The organism is Rhizobium sp. 01L410 (assembly GCF_056400165.1).
Genome location: NZ_JBFTST010000012.1, coordinates 131139 through 148039 on the forward strand (window position 1 = coordinate 131139; position 16901 = coordinate 148039).

The window sequence follows — 16901 nt, forward strand, 5'->3', positions numbered from 1 at the left end:
GGAAAATATGGATGAAGCCACATAACCCGAACCGGGTCCCGAAGGATGTGTACCTGTCGTTCGTGAGTTCCCTCTTCGGGAACCGCATGACGCTTGTGGCTGGTGTCGTGGTTCATGCTGTCGCTTTCGCCGCAGTGGCGGCAAAAGCCGATGCCCCGCTCTATTATCTGCTGGCGCTCGCATTTCTCATCATTTTCGCCGGACGCATGTTCAGCTTCCGCCAGTTCGACAAGCTGGACAAGCAATCGCTGACCCGTGCCGATATCGAGCGCTGGGAGACGATCTACGTCGCCGGAGCGACCTCGACTGCCGCCATTCTCGGCATCGGCAGCGGCTACGCCATTTTCATCCTCAAGGAGCCTTTCGCCGAACTCGCGTGTATCGCCGTGACGATGGCGTCGATGGTATCGGTGGTCGGGCGCAACTATGGTTCTCAGCGGGCGATCGACCTGCAAACGCTTGCCTGTTGCCTGCCGATGATCGTCTGCAGCCTGATGGCGCTGGATTTCTACCGCGCTATCCTCTCGGCCTTCCTCATTCCTTTCGGCCTGACGACGCGGGCGATGGCAAACGGTGTGCGCGAGTTTCTCTACGAAAATGTCATCGCCCACCGGCAGATCTCGCTGATTGCCGACCGGTTCGATACGGCGCTCAATAACATGCCGCATGGCCTTGTGATGGTCGATCCCGGCAACCGGATCCAGGTGATCAACCGCAAGGCCTGTGAGCTCCTGAAGATCGGCGACCCTGACAGACTGAAGGATCGGGATCTCGGTGCGGTGCTGCGCTATGGCGCCCGCTACAGTTTCATGGATTCCTCGCAACCCGATCTCATTCTGCGCCAGCTGTCACAGGTGGCGGAGGGCAGCATGTCGAGGGTGCTGATCCACTTGCCCGAGGATCTGTCGCTGGAGTTCTCGGCCAAGCGGCGCGTCGATGGCGGTGCGGTGCTGATCTTCGAGGATGTGTCGAGCAGAGTGAAGGCGGAGCAGAAGATCCTGCATATGGTCCGCTTCGATGCGTTGAGTGGCCTGCCGAACCGCGAATATTTCGGCCAGCTCGTCCAGGATTATCTTGGCCGCCATCCGCGCCGCAAAGGTCCGCTCGGCTTCATGGTCATCGATATCGACGAGTTCAAGCATGTCAACGACATGCGCGGCCACATCACTGGCGACAAGCTGCTCTGTGCCATCGCCGAACGGGTGAAGGAGAAGGCCGGAAGCGCGATCGTCGGGCGCTTGATGGGTGACCAGTTCGTGATCTTCTTCCCGCATGCCAAGAGCCGCGACTCGCTCGAAGGCGAAATGCGGGGAGTGCATGCCGCAATCCAGGGCCACTACGAGGCCGACGAGGTGACTTTCCTCATCTCGCTCAGCGCCGGTTACGCGGTGCTGGAAGGCAATGCGTTCGCAATGGACGAATGGAGCATCAAGGCGGATCTGGCGTTGTTCGAGAGCAAGTCGCGCGGACGTGGCGGCATCGCAGGCTTCGAGCACGAGATGGATGGCCGCTATGTCGAGCAGCAGAAGCTGAAGGCCGATCTTCGCGATGCCGTCGCGGCGGGCGCGTTGAACGCCGTCTACCAGCCGATGTACAAGACCGATGGAACGCGGATCGAATGCGCCGAGGCGCTGGCGCGCTGGGTGCATCCCGAACGGGGTTCGATCCCGCCCGATGTCTTTATCCGGCTTGCCGAGGAGATGGGCATCATCTCCGATATCACCCGCTTCATCCTGCTGCGCGCCTGTGCCGACTGCATGACCTGGCCGGAGCATATCGCCGTCTCCGTCAACCTTTCGGCGCGTGACCTGCGTGACAACGATATTCTCTCGCTGGTCTCCGAGGCGCTGTCGCGAACCGGGCTGCCACCCGCGCGCCTACATCTGGAAGTGACCGAAAGCTGCCTGATCGACGAGCCGGCGGCGGTGCGCGCCATCCTTGCGGAACTGCGCTCGCGCGGCATCACCATCGCCATCGACGATTTCGGCACCGGGTTCTCCAGCCTCAGCTATCTCGACACGCTGCCGCTCGATATCGTCAAGATCGACCGTTCCTTCGTGCGCAACATCGTGCAGGATACCCGCAGGCTGAAGCTGCTGCGTGGCACGGTCAATCTGGCGCGCGAGCTTGGTTTGAAGATCGTTGTCGAGGGTGTCGAGACGGCAGATCAGCTTGCCATCCTCAACAAGCAGCGCAGCGCCGATCTGATCCAGGGCTACGTCTTCTCGCAGCCTGTTCCATCGCAGAACATCGGCATTCTTTCCGCGAATCTGCGTCCAGCAGCGCGCCGCAAGACCGGCGCCGCCTGATTTCCCCTCAGAATTCAGGGGTATAGCGGCCGGATTCCTCGTGGCCGTTAACCTTAACGATTCAAATGTGATTGACATTGTCTGCAATCATTGCGCGAGAACGGGCGGTATGCTTAATGATCTGTTAACAAGCGGTGAGCACGATGGCAGACGGTTTTTCGACGACCAGCGATTTCAGCAGGAAGCTGATGGAAATACTCGACCATGTCGAATACCGGCGCATTGAAAGCACCGAGGACATGGAAGATGTGGAGCGCCTGCGCTTCCGGGCCTATAAGGCGCGCGAAGTGCTGCCGGTCGCGGCCACCACGCTGATCGATGACGTCGATTTCGACCGTCAAGCCTATGTTTTCGGGCTGTATTATTATGAAGAACTGGTCAGCACGATCCGCATTCATCACGTGACGCCCGATCATCGCGTGTCGCAGTCGGGCGGCATCTTTCCCGGCGAAATGGATGCCTTTCTCGATGCCGGAATGACACTGATCGATCCGGCCCGGTTTGCGGCCGACCCCGAAGCGGCCGCCGAGCTTCCCTGGCTGCCTTATCTGACACTGCGCCCGAACATCGTTGCGGCTGCGCATTTCCGCGCCGACCGCGTATTGCAGCATGTGCGCCCGGCCCATGCTGCCTTCTACAAGCGGGTTTTCTATGCCGATACCGTCGTCGCGTCGCGGATGGCCGATATCTACGGCTTCGACCTGACGCTGATGGCAACCAATGTGCTCGAAGTCGGACGCAAGCTGCTGACGCGTTATCCGTTCTTTATGTCGAGCGCCAGCGAGCAGCGCATGATGTTCGGCCGGGTCGCTGATCATGGGCCGCCGGCGCTGACCATCATCCCAACGGCGCGCTTCGTGCCCGAGGGCGAGCTTGGCACCGATCTGCCGCTCTGAGGCTATGGCGCAAGAAAGCCGTTTCCGCGTACTGCATGCGGCATTGTCATGCATTGCGCTTTCCCGAAGCTTTGTGTAAGCCCTGAACAGGGATTGATCCGCTGCAAGCGCTGCTGATCATGGCATTCAGGCGGTCTGCCGCACTGTGCGGACCGGGCATTTGAGGGAGACGATATTCATGGCCGAACATCACACCGGACCCGTCGAAGTTGGCGCGCCGATGGACTACAAGGAACATGAGGCCACGTACAATACGTTCATCGCCGCCGCAAAGTACGGCACGATGTTCCTCGTCGCCCTGCTGCTCGGTATGACGGCTGGTTTCTTCACCGGTGGCGGCCTGCTCGGCGGCATCCTGGTTTTCCTTATCATTCTCGTCGCCGGTCTGGTCCTGCTGCGTTGATCGCGGCAGGGAGGGGCGATTTTCCAAAGATTTTCTGACGCTTGGCCATAAGCGGGGAGACCCGCGGCGGTCTGGCTGACCCGGAGGAGGGGGCAGTTGGGCACTATCGTATTCGTCGCGCGTGAAGCGGCGGACTTGGAGACGCGCGTATCGGCGTCACCCGAGACCGTCAAGAAGATGAAGGGCCTCGGCTTCGACGTGATCGTCGAGGCGGGGGCGGGTGGCCTGTCGCGTATCCCGGACGGGGAATTCGAGGCTGCCGGTGCCAGGATCGGCACGGCTGCCGATGCCGCTTCGGCCGACGTTATCCTGAAGGTGCGCCGCCCGGCTGCAGCCGAGATTACCGGATACAAGAGCGGTGCTGTCGTCATCGCCATCATGGATCCCTACGGCCGTGACGAGGCGATTGCCGGCATGGCAAGTGCCGGTCTTTCCGCCTTCGCCATGGAACTGATGCCGCGCATCACCCGCGCCCAGTCGATGGACGTGCTCTCCTCCCAGGCTAATCTCGCCGGTTATCAGGCGGTCATCGAGGCAGCTGCGGTCTATGACCGCGCCATGCCGATGATGATGACGGCGGCGGGCACCGTGCCGGCCGCCAAGGTCTTCGTCATGGGCGCCGGTGTTGCCGGTCTGCAGGCGATCGCCACGGCGCGCCGTCTCGGCGCTGCCGTTTCTGCCACCGACGTTCGCCCGGCCGCCAAGGAACAGGTCGCCTCGCTCGGCGCCAAGTTCATCGCCGTCGAGGACGACGAGTTCAAGGCTGCCGAAACGGCTGGCGGCTATGCCAAGGAAATGTCGAAAGAATACCAGGCGAAGCAGGCAGCGCTGGTTGCCGAGCATATCGCCAAGCAGGACATCGTCATCACCACGGCGCTGATCCCGGGCCGTCCGGCACCGCGCCTCGTGACGCGCGAGATGCTGAAGGCGATGAAGCCGGGCGCCATCGCCGTCGATCTCGCGGTCGAACGCGGCGGCAATATCGAGGGTGCTGTGGCCGATCAGGTGGCCGAGGTCGAGGGCGTCAAGGTCATCGGCTATGCCAACATGGCAGGCCGCGTCGCGGCCAGTGCCTCGGCGCTCTATGCCAAGAACCTTCTGACGTTCCTGGAGACCATGGTCAACAAGGACACGAAGACAGTGGTCATCAATCTCGACGACGAGCTGATCAAGGCGACGATGCTGACCTATGCCGGCGATGTCGTGCATCCGGCATTCGGCGGCGCCAAGAAGGGGGATAACTGATGGCCAGCGAAGCAATGGACAAGGCCCTCGAGCAGCTCGACCAGGCCGTGACGGCGGTGGCAACGGCTGCCGCGCATGCGCCTGAAGTCGCGAGTGCTGCGACAGGCGGGGCGATCGATCCCTTCGTCTTCCAGCTGGCGATCTTCGTGCTGGCGATCTTCGTCGGCTACTATGTCGTCTGGTCGGTAACACCGGCGCTGCACACGCCGCTGATGGCGGTGACCAACGCCATCTCCTCCGTCATCGTCGTTGGCGCTCTGCTTGCAGTCGGCATTTCGGCCAGCGGTCTGGCAACCGGCTTCGGCTTCGTGGCGCTGGTTCTCGTCTCGGTCAATATCTTCGGCGGCTTCCTCGTCACGCAGCGCATGCTGGCGATGTACCGCAAGAAGGACAAGTGAGGCCGGACGCATGACCAATATCGCAGCTTTCCTCTACCTCGTCTCCGGCGTGCTGTTCATCCTGGCGCTCCGCGGTCTTTCCCATCCGGCCACCAGCCGCAAGGGCAATCTCTACGGCATGATCGGCATGGGGATCGCCATCCTCACGACGCTGGTTCTGGCAACGCCGTCCTTCATCGGCTTCGTGCTGATCGTGCTCGGCCTGGCGATTGGCGGCGGTGCCGGCGCCTATATCGCCCGCGTCATTCCGATGACTTCGATGCCGCAGCTGGTTGCCGGCTTCCACTCGCTGGTCGGCCTCGCCGCCGTGCTCGTTGCAGCATCGGCGCTCTATACGCCACTCTCCTTCGGTATCGGTGATATCGGCTCGATCCATACCGAAGCGCGTGTCGAGATGGCGATCGGTGCGGCTATCGGCGCGCTGACCTTCACCGGCTCGATCATCGCCTTCCTGAAGCTCGACGGGCGGATGTCCGGCAAGCCGATCATGCTGCCATTCCGCCACGTCATCAACGCCGCGCTGCTGGTGCTGATTGTCTTCTTCATCATCGGTCTCGCGGTCACCGAAAGCCATTTCGACTTCTGGGCGATCATCGTGCTGGCACTGGCGCTCGGCGTGCTGCTGATCGTGCCGATCGGCGGCGCCGACATGCCCGTCGTCGTCTCGATGCTGAATTCCTATTCGGGCTGGGCGGCGGCCGGCATTGGTTTCACGCTCGGCAATCTGGCGCTGATCATCACCGGCGCGCTGGTCGGCTCGTCGGGTGCGATCCTCTCCTACATCATGTGCAAGGGCATGAACCGGTCCTTCATCTCGGTCATTCTCGGCGGCTTCGGCGGCGAGACATCGGGCGGTGCGGCCGACAATTCCGACAAGACGGTCAAGCTCGGCTCGGCCGAGGACGCCGCCTATCTGATGGCCAATGCCTCGAAGGTGATCATCGTGCCGGGCTACGGCATGGCGGTGGCACAGGCCCAGCATGCGCTGCGCGAGCTGGCCGACAATCTCAAGAAGGCAGGCGTCGAGGTGAAGTACGCGATCCATCCGGTGGCGGGCCGCATGCCCGGCCATATGAACGTGCTGCTTGCCGAAGCCAATGTTCCCTATGACGAAGTCTTCGAGCTCGAGGACATCAATTCGGAATTCGCACAGGCCGACGTCGCCTATGTCATCGGCGCCAACGACGTCACCAACCCGGCGGCACGCGACGACAAGACCTCGCCGATCTACGGCATGCCGATCCTCGACGTCGACAAGGCCAAGACCTGCATCTTCGTCAAGCGCTCGCTCGGCTCCGGCTATGCCGGCATCGACAACACGCTGTTCTACAAGGACGGCACGATGATGCTGCTCGGCGATGCCAAGAAGGTTACCGAAGAGATCAACAAATCGATCGGGCATTGATTGATTTAAACGTGACTATGCGGAAAGAGCCCGGTTTCGCCGGGCTCTTTGTTTTGGCGGATGACCGCACAGAAAAGGCCTGCCGGAGCAGGCCTTTTCCTCGCTGCTGAACCCGTGATCAGGTCGCAGCGGGCGCCAGCGTCATTTTCTCCACACCGACAGCGAGATTGAGCCCCTCTTGGGCCTGGACGTTCAGCGGCTGCAGCATGAAGGATTGGTTTGTGCCACCGGCGATCACCTTGGCGCCGGCCCCAGCGCCGAAGCTGGCATCGGCACCGACGCCGTAATATTCGCCGGCGAGCGCGAATTGCGGGAAGTCTGTGCCTGTCTTGGCCAGCACCTGCCAGATCATCACGCTCTTGCCGGTCTGGCCTATATCGATGCCGTATTTCTCGATCTTGCCTGCATAGATGGCCTTCGCGCCGCCGCCTGCCGGCGTGTAGGTGCAGATCAGGTTCTTTTCGGACTTGATGATGAGGCCTTGACCGCCGTCCGAACCGCAGACGAGGCGGCCGAGGCTGACATAGTCTGCAGCTGCCGCCGGTGTTGCGCAGGCTGCAGCGGTCAGCGCGGCGGCTGCGATCATCGTTTGCTTGAACATGGTCCTTCTCCCTTGAATGACCTGTTCGAAACGGGCGGCGCTTTTGATTGTTCCCGCCGGCTCTAATCGCGGGCCAGCGTGCTGCGCGTTGCCGTCAGCACCCAGAGCAGTCCTTCCGCCAGGTAATCGACCTGAACGGTGCCGCGGAAGGCAGCTGCCGCATGCATCTTGATGACGGTCGTGCCGAATCCGGAGCGCTCCGGCACTTTCACCGCAGGTCCGCTCAATTCCCGCCAGATGAACCGCAGCATCGGTTCCGTCTGGTTTTCCACTTCGACCTCCTGCCAGGAGAAGGTCACGCGTCCCTCGGGGATCGACAATGCGCCGTATTTCACCGAGTTGGTCGCCAGTTCATGCAGCGTCAGGCCGAGATTCTGGACTGCCTCGGGCTTCAGCATGAAGTCCTTGCCAACGATCTCGATCTGCTCGACGGCCTGCGGGAAGGCGTCGAGATGGATATCCACCACCCGCCGCAGCGAGGCGCCGGCCCATTGTTCGCTGGTCAGGAGCTCGATCGACCGCACCAAGCCATCCAACCGCTCGGCAACGGCTGCCTGGAAACCCTCGACGCTGTCGGCCTGCTTCGCAAGCTGGCGCATCATCGCCTGGGCCAGCGTTAGCAGGTTCTTGGTGCGATGAACCAGCTCGTTCATGACGAAATGCAGGCGGTCCTCGGTCTGGCTGCGATCAAAGGAGGCGTTGGACAGCGCCACGGCCACCTGGTTGGCTTCGACGACGCTGGTGTCGATCGGCGCGACGATGTGGCCCTCGCCCATGCGGTTTGCCATCTCGGCGATATCGCGGATTGTCGTGCGCACCTGGCGGGCCACGGCATAGGCGGCGAAAACGGCGACGGCGAGGAGGGCAATGCCGCCTATGATCAGAAAGCGCCAGGTCGTCAGGATCGATGCCTGCGCTGTGGAGATCGGCCCCCAGATTACCGTCTTCCATGACCAGCCGGGGATCTGCGCGTAGCCGAGCAACTGGTCGGGCAGGATCTTGCGGTCCTCGAAGACGCCGCGGGACGCGATCAGCGAGGGCAGGATACGGGGGTCGAAGGCGGTGCCTGGTTCGATGGCGAATGGCCCGCCGGAGGCGACGACGTGCCCGGACTGGTCGATGACGGCTGCCGACCATCCGGCCGCAAGGCCTTCCGGCTGCAGCATCTTCGCCAGGTCCTTGGCGTTCTGGGTGATGATCAGCGCCGCTGCGTTGCCGGTCTGGACCGGCATGGTCACGTTGTAGACCCACTCGCCGCTGGTGCTGCCCTGGAAAACGTTGGAGGCCTCGATCCGGCCGCTATCCATGGCGTATTTGAGCGCCGTGAGATTGCTCATCTTGCCGAGCTGCGTGCCGAAATCGCGACGGGTATTCAGCAGCTGCTGGCCGTCCTTGTCGGTGGCGATGACATAAAGCGTATCGCCGCGCAGCGCCGTTTCGGTGCGCTGGTGGAAGGATGCGTAATCGCTGTGCTCAAGCTCAGGCGAGGTGGCGAGCAGGCGGAGCGTGGTGGCCATGTCCTGCAATTGCCGGTCGACGGAGCGAGAAAGCGCAAGCGCATCCTGCGCTGTCTCGCGGCGCAGCGTGTCGCGCTGGTTGTCCTCGAGCTGCAGCAGCAGAAGCGTCACGAAGGCGAAGATCGGCACGGCGATGGCGACGGCCATCGCAACCAGATAGGTGCCGATCGTGGCCTTTGGAAACATGCGGGAACGCAGGCTCATCGGCAGGCTCTTCCACCTGACCGGCACAGACGGAATCCGGAACTTTTTCCAACAGATAGGAAAGCAGAAAACTGCATTGCCGCCATCGCCCTGAACGCGTTCTGATTCCCGATAGCCTGCTATCGATGCAGGGTCATGTTAGGGGGTGGGGGATGGGGTTGCAACCTCCTAAATGAAGGTGACGGCTTTGTCGCATTTCGTACCAACGCTCACGCAAAACGCGCCAGGCGGAACGGCTCAAGGTCGCTTTCGGTCTCGCCGGTGAGAATTTCGCTTGCTGCCAGCAGCCCGGCAAGCGGTGCCAAGGTCACGCCCGAATGCATGACGGCGACATAAAGCCTCGGGCAGCCGCCGTTGCCGATGATCGGAAAACCATCCTTTGGCGTCGGACGGTAGCCGACGGTGAAGAGTTCCATGGTCAGGTTCTCGCTGCTTGCGAGATTGGCCTTCACCTTGGCGAATAATGTGGCGGCGGTCGATTTGTGATCCGCGCCGGGCTCGCTGCCGCCGAAGTCGCTGCCGGCGATGATGCGGCCCTCGGCGGTCTGGCGCATGTGGAGCTCGGGCGCGATGACCAGGCCGTTCAGGCGCTTTTCGAATGGCCGGGAATGAACGATCAATCCTGCAGGTGCATCGATCGGCAGCGTGATCCCTGCCGAAGCGGCAATCGGGACAGCGCCTGCTCCGGCGGCCAGAACCACGTGGTCGGCCTCGACGATCCCTGCAGATGTGACGACGCCGGCAATGCCTTCACCACGTCTCAGGAGGCCGCGGACGGCGGCGGTGACGAATTTTGCGCCGCGCGCCCCGGCATCGGCCAGCATCAGGCGGGCGGCCGCGACCGGTTCGACGGCGCCTTCTTCGGCGATGCTGAGCGCGGTATCGGGGATTTGCGTCAGAAAGGGTTCGCGGGCGGCGATCCCGGCTTTGCCGATTCGCTCGATGCCATAGCCCCACTGCGCATGCTGGGTCTCGTAGGCGAGCAGCTCGTCTTCAGGCAGATCCCAGCATATGCCGCCACACCAGGAAAGCGGCAGGCCGGGTAGTTCGGTGGCCAGACGCTTCCACTCTGTCATCGAGCGGCGGCGGAAGCGGAAATAGAATTCGGGATTGCCCCAGCTGGCATTGATCCAGGCGAAGGAATTGGGTGTTGCAACACCGCCGGTGTCTTCGGCGATCACAGTGACGTCGGCGCCGTCGCGGGTAAGGTGCCAGGCGATGGAGGCGCCGATGATGCCGGCACCGGCGACGATCACATGTTGTTTCGCCGCCATGGTGCCGTCTCCGATGCTTCAGGATCAGCCGTTGCTGCTGGGAGCGCCGAGCCGGGCCATGCCGTCTCGCGCCGGCTGGTATTTCGGGTCGAGGCCGACAGCGTGGCGATAGCTGCGCATCGCCTTGTCCTTGTCGCCGCGGCGTTCGTAGACCAGCGCCTGGTTGGCCCAGGATTCGGCAACGTTGCCGTTGAGCTCGATCGCGTGGTTGAAATCGGCGAAAGCGTTATCGTCGTCGTTCAGCGCGATATAGGAGATGCCGCGGCCGTTATACGGCTCGGGCGAATTCGGAGAAAGCGAGATCGCCTTCGAGAAGTCGTCGATCGCCTTGTCCTGCTGATTGCGCTTCTGGAAGATCAGGCCGCGATTGTGATAGGCGCGCCCGTCGGTGGTGCCGAGCTGGATCGCCTTCGAGAAGTCGTTGAAAGCCGGATCATCCTGGCCTGCCTGGCGGTAGACATTGCCGCGGCCGATATAGGCGACGTCGTAATTCGGGTTGATCTGCAGGGCGGCATTGTAGTCGCCGATCGCCTGCTGCTGCTGGCCCATGTTGCGATAGACAAGCGCGCGGTTGGCATAGGCCTGGAAGAAGCGCGGGTTGATCTGCAGGGCCGTGTTGAAGTCGTTTAGTGCAGCCTTGAACTGGCCGGCGCGGCCATAGGCCGAACCACGGACGTTGTAGCCTTCCGGATCGCGTGGATTAGCGTTGATGACCGAAGTCAACGAGGCGATGTTCCCTTCCGAGCCCTGGGCCTTGTCGATGCGGATAACGGCATCGGAGGTGTTTTCGGTCTGGCAGCCGGCAAGGCCGACCGCGGCAAGAACCGCCAACATCGGCAGTAGCGGCGCCTTGGGCGCGCGCAAGGACCGGGACGAAGAGAACAAGAAATCAGCCATTCGTGCGCTTTCCCCATGCGTCATGTCCGAAGGCGAACGGACATGCGATCTTCAGCGGCAAATTAAAAAGGCGGCGGCGACACCAATCGCCCCCGCCAACATGCATCTGAAAACGTCGAAATAACGACGGACACGCCTTAGCGTGCAACCAGACCTTCGCGCTGTGCCCGCTTGCGAGCCAGCTTGCGAACGCGGCGAACGGCTTCAGCCTTTTCGCGAGCGCGCTTCTGCGACGGCTTTTCGTAGTAATCGCGCATCTTCATTTCGCGGAAAATACCTTCGCGCTGCATCTTCTTCTTGAGAGCGCGGAGAGCCTGGTCAACATTGTTATCGCGGACGAGTACCTGCACGAGAATCACGTTCCTTTGGTTTTGGTTGCGCCATGAGGCGACGCAGCGCCAGAGGCAAAAACATAACGTTCGCGCGGCGAGAGCCTTGCGATTGGTGATGCGGGATATCAGATCGCTTTCTGGAAGTCCAGCCGGGATGTGGACTGGTGTGGAAAAAATGGCGGATAGAGCCGCCAGCCGCACCGCCTACCCATCCATAAGGGCGAGTGGCCATTGATGCGAAAGCGTCGTAAATTCGCTGCCGCCGCGTGGCTCCATCTCAAGAGCGCTGCATGTTCATGACGCGTACGCAGCAAATCGGCGTTCTCATCGGTCTGTTGATCGTCGCGGCGCTGACGGCCCTTCGGGCGGGCGACCCTTCGCTGCTGCGGCAGGCGCGGGATGTCACTTTCGATGAGTATCAGCGGATCGCGCCGCGGCCATTCGAGCCCGTGCCTGTGCACGTGATCGATATCGACGAGGCGTCGCTCAAGGAGTTCGGGCAATGGCCCTGGCCGCGCGACCGGCTCGCGCATCTGGTCGAGCGTCTTTCCGAAATGGGTGCCGCCGCGATCGCTTTCGACATGCTGTTTGCCGAGCCGGACCGGCTTTCACCGCGGGCGATCGCCGCGGACGCCGAAGGCATCGACCCGGCCGTGATCGCGAAATTGCCCGACAACGACCAGATCTTCGCCGCTTCGATCGCTTCCAGGCCCGTTGTGCTTGGCTTCGGTCTTTCGAACGAAGGTCACTACCGTCCGCCGGTGAAGGCTGGTTTTGCCTTTACCGGTGAAGATCCGGCGGCGGCACTTCCGCATCTTGCGGCGGCAACGCCGCTTCGGCCGGGGCTGGAGAAGAATGCCGCCGGGATCGGCCACATCAGCCTCAATCCGGGCAATCCTTCGCCGGTGGTGAGGGCCGTCCCGCTGTTCCTCAGCGATGGCAGCCAGTTCTATCCCAATCTCGCAATGGAAGCGTTGCGGGTGGCGCAGGGCGCATCGACCTATGTGCTGGCCGGGGCTCCCGCGGTTGCCGGGGTCATGACGTCGGCGAAGATCGGTGATTTCGTCGTGCCGGTGACGGTCGCAGGCGAACTCTGGCTTTACGTCACGCCCGACCGGGCGGAACGCTATATCTCTGCGCGGCTGATCCTCGATGGCACCGGTCCGCCGCCCGCCGTCGCCGAGGCGATCAACGGCAGCATTCTCTTCATCGGCACATCTGCTGCCGGCCTGCAGGATATCCGCACCACGGCACTCGGCGAAAATGTGCCCGGCGTATCGCTGCATGCGCAGACGGTGGAGCAGATCCTCTCTGGTCACTTCCTGTCGCGGCCGGATTGGGCTGATGGGTTGGAGATTCTGGCGATCGCCGTACTCGGGACGCTGCTGGTATTCATAACCACGTTTGTCAGCCCGGCCGTCGCGCTCGCCTGCGGGCTCGCGATCACCGCGTTGGCGCTGGTCGCGTCCTGGTTTTGCTTCTCGGCGCTCGGCCTGCTGCTTGATCCGCTGGCGCCAATCCTCGGCGGCTCGATCACGCATTTCGCGGCGACATCGTTCCGTAATCTCGTCATCGACCGGGAGAGGCGGGAGGTGCGCCGCGCCTTCGGTCATTATCTCTCGCCGTCGCTGCTTTATAGAATAGAGCACACGCGTGATGCGCTGCGCCTCGGTGGCGACGACCGGGAGTTGACCGTGATGTTCGTCGATGTCCGCGACTTCACTGAGATCAGCGAGCGGCTTCCGCCGACCGCTGTCGTCCACTTTCTGAATACGCTGCTCGATGCCTTGAGCTACCACGTGATCGCAAACGAAGGCACGCTCGACAAGTTCATTGGCGATTCGATCATGGCCTTCTGGAATGCGCCCGTCGATGTCGCCGACCACGAGGCGAAGGCGGTGCGTGCGGCGCTGGCGATGCGCGAGACGCTGGCCCGGCTGAACGCCGAGGATGCCTTCGGTTTCGGCCCGGATCAGAAAGTTGGCATCGGCATCGGCATCCACACCGGTGTCGCCTGCGTCGGCAACATGGGGGCGGAAACGCGTTTCAACTATTCGGCAGTCGGCGACGCGGTCAATGTCGCGGCGCGTATCGAATCCTCCTGCAAGGAGGTCGGTTTCGACATTCTGATTTCGGAGGAAACCGCCAAGCGCCAGCGCGAGATGGCGCTGCTGGAGGCTGGCGCGGTGGGGCTGAAGGGGAAAAGCACGCGGACCGAACTCTTCGCCGTCGTCGGCGGCCCGACGCTTGCCGGGTCGGCCGAGTTCACCGAATTGCGTCTGCTGCATGCGGAACTGCTCTCGGCGTTGCGGAGCCGCTCGCCAGCGCTCCGGCGGATCGCCGGCGCGATCAGGCTGAAAGCCAGGGCCGTGTCGCCGCATCTGCCGGATTTCTACCGCAAGCTCGCCCGCCGTGCCGATCATTTCCGTGATGCGCCACCGGCGCCGCATAAACGGCAGATCATCCAATCCTAACGGCCGCGGCTCCAGTTGCCGCGATCCCTTCCGTCCCGGTTGCCGCCCCTGTCACCGCGATCGCCATCGTGGTCGCGGGTACCGTGTCCGCGGCCATGGTCGTGATCATCGCCGCCGTGATCGTGACCACCCGGGCTATCCGGTCGATCCGGTCTGTCAGGCCTGTCTGGCCGATCCGGTCTGTCGGGTCTGTCCGGCCCGTGCGGTTTGTCAGGCTTGTCCGGTTTGTGGGGCCTATCCGGTTTGTCCGGCTTGTCCGGCTTATGGGGCTTGTGAGGCTTATCCGGGTTTGACGGTTTCTCCGGTGGAACCGGCGGAGGCGGTGGCGGCGGCGCCAGGCGGGGAGCGGGGGCCACCGGGTCGCGCCGGTCCTGCAATGCGGCGCTCATGCCGCAGCTGGTGCCGAGCATGCCCGAGAGACGTTGACTGCCGGACAGAAACGGAAGGGCGCGATTGGTGCCGAGCGTCTGCAGCACGCTGCGATCGACATGCTTGACGTCGGTCATGCCACCGCTGCGATCGGCGATCACGCAGTCGCAGCGCCGCGTCAGCTGCCGGCAGCCGCCAGGTCCGCAGAATTGCGCCGCGCCGTTCAGAAGCACGACGGCCGTCGTGCCATCCGGACCGACGAAGAAATCGAAGGCGGTGCCCCTGACGCCGATCGTTCCGGCAGGGGTTAGGATCTGGTAGGCCGAGGACTTGGAGCTGCCGCTGATCCAGCGGAACGTGCCCTTTGCAGCCTTGATACTAAGACGCTTTACGGAATCGCTGTCGTCGAAGACATAGCGGTCGATGACGACGGATGAGCCCCAGCCGACAGCAAGTTTCGTTCCGTCGCGGAAGACGAACTGCCCCAGGCCCGATTGCGACGTGCGGATGCGATCGTCGCGATAGACGGCGGAGTTGACTTCGAGTGGCCCCTGTTCGCCGGTTACCGCGGTCTTGATCTCCACAGCTTCGCCCACGGCTTCCGCCGCCGCGGCCGTTACCGGGATCAATGACGCAAAACCGAGTGCCGCAATTGCAGCACATCGCGAAAACCACATGAAATATCCCTCACATATATGGATATTAGCATGTTCTGCGCCGCACGGTCTGCCTGCCCTCTTGGGCTAACCCCAGGCAGAGACTGCATTTACTCGGAACCGGACGGTCTCAGGCACGCGGTACGATCTCGCGCATGTCAAACAAAAGCCGTTCCGCGTCGCAAAAGAAACGTTGTGCCGCTTTTGGATTTGCGATTTGTATGGCCACGAAGAAGAATGCCTGTCCCTAAGGAGATGATGGCGGATGCGGAAATACTCGGTCTTTGCCGTTGCGAGAGAAGCCCTCCGAGCCCACAAGGGCTGGGAGAAGCAGTGGACTTCGCCTGAACCGCGCGCGGAATACGACGTCATCATCGTCGGCGGTGGCGGTCATGGTCTCGGTGCCGCCTATTATCTTGCCAAGGAGCACGGCATTACCAATGTCGCGGTGCTCGAAAAGGGATGGCTCGGCGGCGGCAATACCGGCCGCAACACGACCATCATCCGCTCGAACTATCTCTATGAAGAGAGCATGCACATCTACGAGCATTCGATGAAGCTCTGGGAGAACCTCTCCCAGGACCTCAACTACAATGTGATGTATTCGCCGCGTGGCGTGATGATGCTCTCGCACAATGTTCACGACCAGCAGTCCTTCAAGCGGCATATTCATGCGAACCGTCTCTACGGCATCGACAATGAATGGCTGACGCCGGAGCAGGCCAAGGCCTATTGCCCGCCGCTCGATATTTCCGCGAGCGCCCGCTACCCGATCAACGGCGCCGCCCTGCAGCGCCGCGGCGGTACGGCCCGTCACGATGCGGTTGCCTGGGGCTACGCACGCGCCGCCTCGGACCGCGGCGTCCACATCATCCAGAATTGCGAAGTCACCGGCATCCGCCGCGGCCCCGATGGCCGTGTCACCGGTGTCGAGACAAACCGTGGCTACATCGGTGCGAAGAAGATCGGTGTATCCGCCGCCGGCCACTCCACCGTCGTCATGAACATGGCCGACGTGCGCGTGCCACTGCAGTCCAGCCCGCTTCAGGCCTTGGTGTCCGAGCCGCTGAAGCCGATCTTCCCCTGCGTCGTCATGTCGAACACCGTGCATGCCTATATTTCGCAGTCGGACAAGGGCGAGTTGGTCATCGGCGCCGGTACGGACCAATACAATTCGTACTCGCAGACCGGTGGCCTGCAGATCATCACCCATACGTTGGATGCCATCTGCGAACTCTTCCCGATGTTCCGCCGCGTCAAGATGATGCGCCAGTGGGGCGGTATCGTCGACAACACGCCGGATCGTTCGGCGATCCAGTCGAAGACGCCGGTACCGGGCCTCTACGTCAACTGCGGCTGGGGTACGGGCGGCTTCAAGGCAACGCCGGGTTCGGCAAACCTGTTTGCGCATCTCATCGCCCGCGACGAGGCGCACAAGTTCAATGCCGGGCTGACGCTTGACCGCTTCCGGACCGGCCGCCTCATCGACGAGGCAGCGGCTGCCGCCGTGGCGCACTGATGATTGTGGAAGTCCTCCTTTCGGCGGGACTTGTCATGGGGGCGGTGCCCGCAGGCAATGTCGTGCCGGAAGCCGGGGATTTCCGGCTTCAGAAGATCGAGCGGGCAGGGGGCGAGAAGGACTGGCCCTTTGTGGCGGATAGCGGAATGCTGGCCTGCGCCTTCGTTTTCCACCAGCCGGCGGTCTATTTCCTGCCGTCAGAGGGCGGTTCGAAAGACAGGGCTTACGTGATCGATACGGACTTATACGGAATGGCTTTCGCGAATATCGGCATAACGGATGTGTTGAAGCCCTATGAGAATTTCGAGCAGCTGCTCAAACGGATCGGCCCCTATGTCGCGCTTGGCAGGCGGCTTTGCAATCAACCTCCCGGAACCATTGTTTCCGGATCGGAACTCTAAG

15 protein-coding genes are annotated in these 16901 nt (G+C 62.4%); 9 read left to right on the forward strand and 6 right to left on the reverse strand.

The genetic code is table 11. The features are described 5' to 3' along the window. The first annotated feature begins 11 nt into the window (after positions 1–11). From AC1DV9_RS23570 to AC1DV9_RS23595, 6 genes are all read left to right on the forward strand, one after another. Entirely contained in the window at positions 12–2309 is a 2298-nt protein-coding gene (locus AC1DV9_RS23570; protein WP_477950242.1) for a putative bifunctional diguanylate cyclase/phosphodiesterase, read from the forward strand. A 143-nt stretch (positions 2310–2452) separates the two neighbouring features. After that, positions 2453–3205 carry an N-acyl amino acid synthase FeeM domain-containing protein gene (locus AC1DV9_RS23575; protein WP_310296916.1) on the forward strand — a complete coding sequence of 251 codons (753 nt, stop codon included), beginning with the start codon at positions 2453–2455 and terminating at the stop codon, positions 3203–3205. 178 nt (positions 3206–3383) lie between these two features. After that, complete coding sequence (locus tag AC1DV9_RS23580) at positions 3384–3608, forward strand: aa3-type cytochrome c oxidase subunit IV (protein ID WP_112385585.1); 225 nt, start codon at positions 3384–3386, stop codon at positions 3606–3608. Between the two features lie 96 nt (positions 3609–3704). After that, complete coding sequence (locus AC1DV9_RS23585; protein WP_477950243.1) at positions 3705–4853, forward strand: Re/Si-specific NAD(P)(+) transhydrogenase subunit alpha; 1149 nt, start codon at positions 3705–3707, stop codon at positions 4851–4853. Further along, the gene (locus tag AC1DV9_RS23590) at positions 4853–5251 is read left to right on the forward strand and encodes a proton-translocating transhydrogenase family protein (protein WP_112385583.1); all 399 of its coding nucleotides are present in this window, start codon (positions 4853–4855) and stop codon (positions 5249–5251) included. The genes AC1DV9_RS23585 and AC1DV9_RS23590 overlap by 1 nt, the downstream gene beginning before the upstream one ends. A gap of 10 nt (positions 5252–5261) precedes the next feature. After that, entirely contained in the window at positions 5262–6656 is a 1395-nt protein-coding gene (locus AC1DV9_RS23595; protein WP_310296923.1) for an NAD(P)(+) transhydrogenase (Re/Si-specific) subunit beta, read from the forward strand. A gap of 118 nt (positions 6657–6774) precedes the next feature. Here AC1DV9_RS23595 and AC1DV9_RS23600 read toward each other — a convergent pair whose 3' ends face one another. From AC1DV9_RS23600 to rpsU, 5 genes are all read right to left on the reverse strand, one after another. Beyond that, the gene (locus tag AC1DV9_RS23600) at positions 6775–7257 is read right to left on the reverse strand and encodes a DUF992 domain-containing protein (RefSeq protein ID WP_477950244.1); all 483 of its coding nucleotides are present in this window, start codon (positions 7255–7257) and stop codon (positions 6775–6777) included. Between the two features lie 62 nt (positions 7258–7319). Further along, entirely contained in the window at positions 7320–8978 is a 1659-nt protein-coding gene (locus tag AC1DV9_RS23605) for a sensor histidine kinase (RefSeq protein ID WP_477950245.1), read from the reverse strand. 209 nt (positions 8979–9187) lie between these two features. Beyond that, positions 9188–10252 (reverse strand): NAD(P)/FAD-dependent oxidoreductase, encoded by a 1065-nt coding sequence (locus tag AC1DV9_RS23610; RefSeq protein ID WP_477950246.1) that lies wholly within the window; start codon positions 10250–10252, stop codon positions 9188–9190. Positions 10253–10276: 24 nt separating this feature from the next. Then, a complete protein-coding gene (locus tag AC1DV9_RS23615) occupies positions 10277–11149 on the reverse strand; it encodes a tetratricopeptide repeat protein (protein WP_112385578.1) in 873 nt (290 codons plus the stop codon). A 137-nt stretch (positions 11150–11286) separates the two neighbouring features. Further along, positions 11287–11499 carry a 30S ribosomal protein S21 gene (gene rpsU, locus AC1DV9_RS23620; protein WP_003585885.1) on the reverse strand — a complete coding sequence of 71 codons (213 nt, stop codon included), beginning with the start codon at positions 11497–11499 and terminating at the stop codon, positions 11287–11289. Positions 11500–11777: 278 nt separating this feature from the next. On the opposite strand from rpsU, the gene AC1DV9_RS23625 reads away from it, so the two are divergent. After that, positions 11778–13955: a CHASE2 domain-containing protein gene (locus AC1DV9_RS23625; RefSeq protein ID WP_477950276.1), complete on the forward strand. Its 2178-nt coding sequence runs from the start codon at positions 11778–11780 to the stop codon at positions 13953–13955. Here AC1DV9_RS23625 and AC1DV9_RS23630 read toward each other — a convergent pair. After that, the gene (locus tag AC1DV9_RS23630; RefSeq protein WP_477950247.1) at positions 13952–15001 is read right to left on the reverse strand and encodes a FecR family protein; all 1050 of its coding nucleotides are present in this window, start codon (positions 14999–15001) and stop codon (positions 13952–13954) included. The two genes, AC1DV9_RS23625 and AC1DV9_RS23630, sit on opposite strands and share 4 nt — an antisense overlap. Positions 15002–15245: 244 nt before the next feature. Here AC1DV9_RS23630 and AC1DV9_RS23635 point away from each other — a divergent pair, with 244 nt between their 5' ends. Together AC1DV9_RS23635 and AC1DV9_RS23640 are read left to right on the forward strand one after the other, a co-directional pair. Further along, positions 15246–16499 (forward strand): sarcosine oxidase subunit beta family protein, encoded by a 1254-nt coding sequence (locus AC1DV9_RS23635; RefSeq protein ID WP_477950248.1) that lies wholly within the window; start codon positions 15246–15248, stop codon positions 16497–16499. Further along, on the forward strand, positions 16499–16900 hold the full coding sequence (locus tag AC1DV9_RS23640) for a hypothetical protein (protein ID WP_477950249.1): 402 nt from the start codon (positions 16499–16501) through the stop codon (positions 16898–16900). Before AC1DV9_RS23635 ends, AC1DV9_RS23640 begins: the two co-directional genes overlap by 1 nt. Position 16901: the final 1 nt, after the last annotated feature.